The organism is Pseudorhodobacter sp., from assembly GCF_030452865.1.
Lineage (GTDB): Bacteria > Pseudomonadota > Alphaproteobacteria > Rhodobacterales > Rhodobacteraceae > Pseudorhodobacter.
Window position 1 is genome coordinate 1 of record NZ_JAKDLJ010000321.1, and the last position, 4,235, is coordinate 4,235.

7 protein-coding genes are annotated in these 4,235 nt (G+C 60.8%); 4 read left to right on the plus strand and 3 right to left on the minus strand.

All coding sequences use genetic code 11. The annotated features are described in order from the left end of the window. Window positions 1–457 (minus strand): NTP transferase domain-containing protein (locus tag L0H65_RS15415; RefSeq protein ID WP_301459933.1); only part of this gene is annotated, 457 nt, incomplete at its 3' end. Here L0H65_RS15415 and L0H65_RS15420 point away from each other — a divergent pair. Together L0H65_RS15420 and L0H65_RS15425 are read left to right on the plus strand one after the other, a co-directional pair. Then, complete coding sequence (locus L0H65_RS15420) at window positions 456–584, plus strand: hypothetical protein (protein ID WP_301459935.1); 129 nt, start codon at window positions 456–458, stop codon at window positions 582–584. The genes L0H65_RS15415 and L0H65_RS15420 overlap by 2 nt on opposite strands. Window positions 585–658: 74 nt before the next feature. Further along, a complete protein-coding gene (locus tag L0H65_RS15425) occupies window positions 659–1,324 on the plus strand; it encodes an HAD-IA family hydrolase (protein ID WP_301459936.1) in 666 nt (221 codons plus the stop codon). A 37-nt stretch (window positions 1,325–1,361) separates the two neighbouring features. Here the strand turns inward: L0H65_RS15425 and L0H65_RS15430 are convergent, their stop codons facing one another. Together L0H65_RS15430 and L0H65_RS15435 are read right to left on the minus strand one after the other, a co-directional pair. Beyond that, entirely contained in the window at window positions 1,362–1,718 is a 357-nt protein-coding gene (locus L0H65_RS15430) for a helix-turn-helix transcriptional regulator (protein ID WP_301459937.1), read from the minus strand. Window positions 1,719–1,842: 124 nt separating this feature from the next. Continuing rightward, window positions 1,843–1,989 carry a hypothetical protein gene (locus L0H65_RS15435; RefSeq protein WP_301459938.1) on the minus strand — a complete coding sequence of 49 codons (147 nt, stop codon included), beginning with the start codon at window positions 1,987–1,989 and terminating at the stop codon, window positions 1,843–1,845. Window positions 1,990–2,238: 249 nt separating this feature from the next. Here L0H65_RS15435 and purQ point away from each other — a divergent pair, with 249 nt between their 5' ends. Beyond that, a complete protein-coding gene (gene purQ, locus L0H65_RS15440; protein WP_301459940.1) occupies window positions 2,239–2,907 on the plus strand; it encodes a phosphoribosylformylglycinamidine synthase subunit PurQ in 669 nt (222 codons plus the stop codon). 130 nt (window positions 2,908–3,037) lie between these two features. Next, window positions 3,038–4,235, plus strand: a 1,198-nt coding sequence (locus L0H65_RS15445; RefSeq protein WP_301459941.1) for a histidine kinase dimerization/phospho-acceptor domain-containing protein, incomplete at its 3' end; no start/stop codon positions are given.

Sequence of the window (4,235 nt, forward strand, 5' to 3'; positions counted from 1 at the left end):
CGATTCGATGCAGTGTTTCACCCTCACAGATCAGGCGACCATAGCGGCCGGGAATGGCGGGCTCAAAACCGAGGACAACGACCGCATGGCGCGCACGCGCGTCAAGCATCGCCTGCAAGGTTTCGGGGCGCACGAAAGGCGTGTCGCCGTATAACACAATCGCATCGCCGGGGGCGGAGGCCAGCAGGGTTGCGGCTTGGGCGACTGCGTGGCCGGTTCCCAATTGTTCGGTTTGCAGCACCACGTCGACGCTGCCGTCAAAGGCACGGGCGGCGGCGTCAACCGCAGCCGCGCCGTGGCCTGCAACCACGACAATCTGATCGGGGTCGAGCGTCAGCCCGGCTTGCAATGTGTGATGCAGCAGTGGGGCTGCGCCCAGCCGGTGCAGCACCTTCGGCAAATCGGAATTCATCCGGGAGCCTTTGCCCGCAGCCAGAATGATCAATGAAACTGACATGAAACTCTTTCCCTTGGCGTTGGAACCCTTTTACACGGGGGGGCGCGAGTCGCAAGGTCAGGCCATTCACCGGCTGTTGCAGGGCTGCAATGTAGGGCGTTTGGCTTGTCACTTCGCGCTTGGGTGATCACAACGGGCTGTCAGCCAGCATGGCGACGAACAGCGAAGCAAGAGTGAGCGGAAATGCCGCAGGGGGGAAACATGCGCACGGTGGTTTTTGATCTGGATGGCACGCTTGCCGACACCAGCGCCGATCTGATTGCGGCGGCGAATGCCTGCTTTGCGGCGATGGGCAACGGCAAACCGCTGGACCCCGTGGCCGATGCCCTGACCGCTTTCGCGGGTGGGCGCGCAATGTTGCGGCTCGGCTTTGGTCGTTTGGGGCAGGCGTGGGACGAAGGCGATGTAACCGCGCAATACCCGGTGCTGTTGCGCGCCTATGACGGCGCCATCGCGCAGCATACCCGGCTTTACCCCGAGGCACTGGCGGCGGTGACGGCGCTGCGCGCGCAAGGCTATGCCACAGCGATTTGCACGAACAAGCCGGAAGCGCTCGCGGTGAAACTTTGCGATGCGCTGGGGATATCCGGCCTGTTTGATGCGCTGCTGGGGGCGGATACGTTGCCGGTACGCAAACCGGACCCGGAACATCTGTTCGAAACCATTCGGCGGGTTGGCGGGACTCCGGCGCGTTCGGTGCTGATCGGCGACACGGTGACGGATCTTGACACCGCGCGCGCCGCGGGTGTGCCGATTGTGCTGGTGGGGTTCGGGCCGGAAGGGGCAGGTGTTGCGCGGATGGCGCCGGACGCGATTTTGGCGCATTACAATGATTTGAATGCGCTGGTCGCCCGGATGCTGCCGTAAGCTTCCCGAACTTTTGCGGCAAGCGGGTCCATCCGCGCTAGGCGCAAAACATCGCGTGCAGCAGATGCATCATCCTGATCGCGCGGGGGTCGGACAGCGCGTAGCGGATCACCTTGCCCTCTCGCCGACAGGACACCAGACCTTCCAGCCGCAGACGCGCAAGCTGTTGGCTGACAGCGGCCTGACGCAAACCGAGCAAGGTTTCCAGCTCCGTCACCGATTTCTCACCGGAAGTGAGGTGGCAAAGGATCATCAGCCGCCCCTCATGCGATAGCGCCTTGAGGAAATTGGAAGCGTTTTCGGCCTGACGGATCAACTCCTCCGGCGGGATATTGTCGCGGATAATGGCCGGGCTTGCATTGGCAAGATGGTCAGCCGGAAGGTCGAATGACATCACATTGATCGCCCCGAATTGTCACTGGTACAATATATCGGGTTTGTTCCCTGATTTCAAGAAGCTGACTGTATTTGTCGGATTTTCTGGTGGGCCGCTGGAACCAAAACCGAGTGCGTTGGCGTCAGTCGAGTGGACCCCAGCGCGACCAGTCCCGCAACGCGCCGTCATGCGGGAAATAGACATCGAACAGCGCGTTGATGATGATTGCAGCACTGACGGCGGCGGCCGTCAAAAAGACGAGGGTTTGAAAGAGGGTCAGTTCAGCCATGTTGTTCGCTCCGCTTCATTTTTCCCGCTGCGATGCCCTCGATGCAGTGGATTGACAGTTCTGTTCAGCCGCCCCCGTTGCAATTTGGCCTGTCAATTGTGGTGATTCGACGACAGCAGCGCGTCACAGACGGGGAAATCGGATATGCGGAGGGGTGATGATTTCACCGCTCACATCGCAGGATTGGCTGGCAACGCTGCGCCGTTTGCGGTAATCGGTATCCATCTGTCATTCGCCGAAGGTGCCCTGATGAAAGCCGCTGTCCTGACCTTCCCCGGTTCCAACTGTGACCGTGATCTCGCCGTGGCCTTTGCGCAAGCCGGGGCCGAAGTCCACCGCGTTTGGCACAAGGACATGAACCTGCCGGATGACGTCGATATAGTTGCGATACCAGGGGGCTTTTCCTTTGGCGATTATTTGCGCTGTGGCGCAATTGCGGCGCAATCCCCGATTGGCGCGGCGGTGCGCGCCCATGCCTTGCGCGGCGGTTATGTTCTGGGCATTTGCAACGGGTTTCAGGTGTTGACGGAAATGGGTCTGCTACCGGGCGCGCTGATGCGCAATGCCGGTCTGAAATTCATCTGTAAAACGCTGGAACTTCAGGTCGCGACAACCGACAGCGCCTTCACCAGCGGTTATTCCAAAGATCAGCGCATCATGGTGCCGGTTGCGCATCACGATGGCAGCTATACCGCCGACCCGCAAACCCTGGCCCGCTTGCAGACCGAAGACCGTATCGCCTTCACCTATAGCGCCAACCCCAACGGTTCGGCTGCGGCAATTGCCGGGATTCTGTCGGAAAACCGCCGCGTTCTGGGCATGATGCCCCATCCGGAGCGCGCTTTTGAGGCGTCGCATGGCGGCACCGATGGTGCGGTCCTGTTCCGCACGCTGACCGGCGCTTTGGCGCTTGCCTGATCCGACCCCGCTTGAGGTCGGCGCGGCCAAACCTTATCCTGCCGCGATGACCGACACAAATCCCGCAAACTCCGGCCGAAACCCGGTCGCGCTGTCGCCTTTGCCCGCGCCTCACCGGCTGTCGTGGCAGATGCGTGTCTTGATCGGTGCGTTGTTCTTGGCGGCAATTGCGGTGGTGCTTGTCACCAATGGCTGGTTGACGGATCGGTTCACCGATTCCACCCGCAACCGGGCAGAGGTGCGGCTGACGCTTTATTCCGGTAACCTGATCTCGGAACTGCAGCGCAACTCGGTTGTGCCCTTGCTACTCGCGCGCGATCCGGAGTTGATCCGCGCACTGAACAGCGGCGAGTTTTCCCGGACTTCGGCGCGGCTGATCTCCTTTCAAGGTGAAATTGGCGCGGCTTCGATACTGCTTCTGGACAGGGACGGGCGCGCAGTGGGGGCGACAAACCGCAACCTTCTGGGCTCCACCCATCGCAGTACCGCGTATTTTGTTGATGCGCAGCGCACCAAGGATACGGTGTTTTCGGCGCAACCGCGCGAAACCGGAGGCAATGATTTCACCTATTCGCGCGCGATTCTGGCTGACAATCAAATGGTGGGCGTCATCGTCGTCGCCGTTGATCTTATGAAATATGAACGCGCTTGGGCCGGGCTGACCGATGCGGTGCTGGTAACCGATAGCGAAGGCAAGGTGATCCTTGCAACCGAACCGCGATGGCGCGGTTTGCCGTTGGATCAGGCATTGGCGGTGCAGGATGCACCCTCTGCAATCGAGCGCGCGTTGCGGGTGACCACGGATTGGACGCAAAATCGTCCGGACGCCTACTTGCGGGGGACAGCCGTGATGAAAACCGAAGCGCGGGTGCCGTTTCGCGGTTGGCGCATCCTGACATTCACCGCCTACGATTCCGTGCGCGAACGGGTGAACGGCGTGCTGGCGCTGGAAATCATGGGTTTCGCGATGTTGTTGGCGCTGACCTTCTATTTCCTGTCCCGCCGCGCCTGGTCGCAAAGCATGACCTTCCAGCGCGAAAGTGCCGAATTGCGCCTGCTGAACGCAAGGCTGAAGCGCGAGATTGCGCAGCGTGAAAAGGTACAAAAAGACCTGGCTGTGGCGGAATTGACATTGGCGCAGGCCTCCAAACTGGCCGCTTTGGGCGAAATGTCGGCGGCCATCAGCCATGAGTTGAACCAACCACTTGCAGCGATGAAAACCTATCTTGCCGGTGCGCGCCTTTTGCTGCAACGCCACAGGCCAGAGGAGGCGCTGTCGTCGTTCCAGCGTATCGACGATCTGATCGAACGCATGGGCGCGATCACGC

Coding starts and splice junctions, on each gene's coding strand:
- L0H65_RS15420 (WP_301459935.1), top strand. CDS start 456: ATGAAACTCTTTCCCTTGGCGTTGGAACCCTTTTACACGGGGGGGCGC.
- L0H65_RS15425 (WP_301459936.1), top strand. CDS start 659: ATGCGCACGGTGGTTTTTGATCTGGATGGCACGCTTGCCGACACCAGC.
- L0H65_RS15430 (WP_301459937.1), bottom strand. CDS start 1,718: ATGTCATTCGACCTTCCGGCTGACCATCTTGCCAATGCAAGCCCGGCC.
- L0H65_RS15435 (WP_301459938.1), bottom strand. CDS start 1,989: ATGGCTGAACTGACCCTCTTTCAAACCCTCGTCTTTTTGACGGCCGCC.
- purQ (WP_301459940.1), top strand. CDS start 2,239: ATGAAAGCCGCTGTCCTGACCTTCCCCGGTTCCAACTGTGACCGTGAT.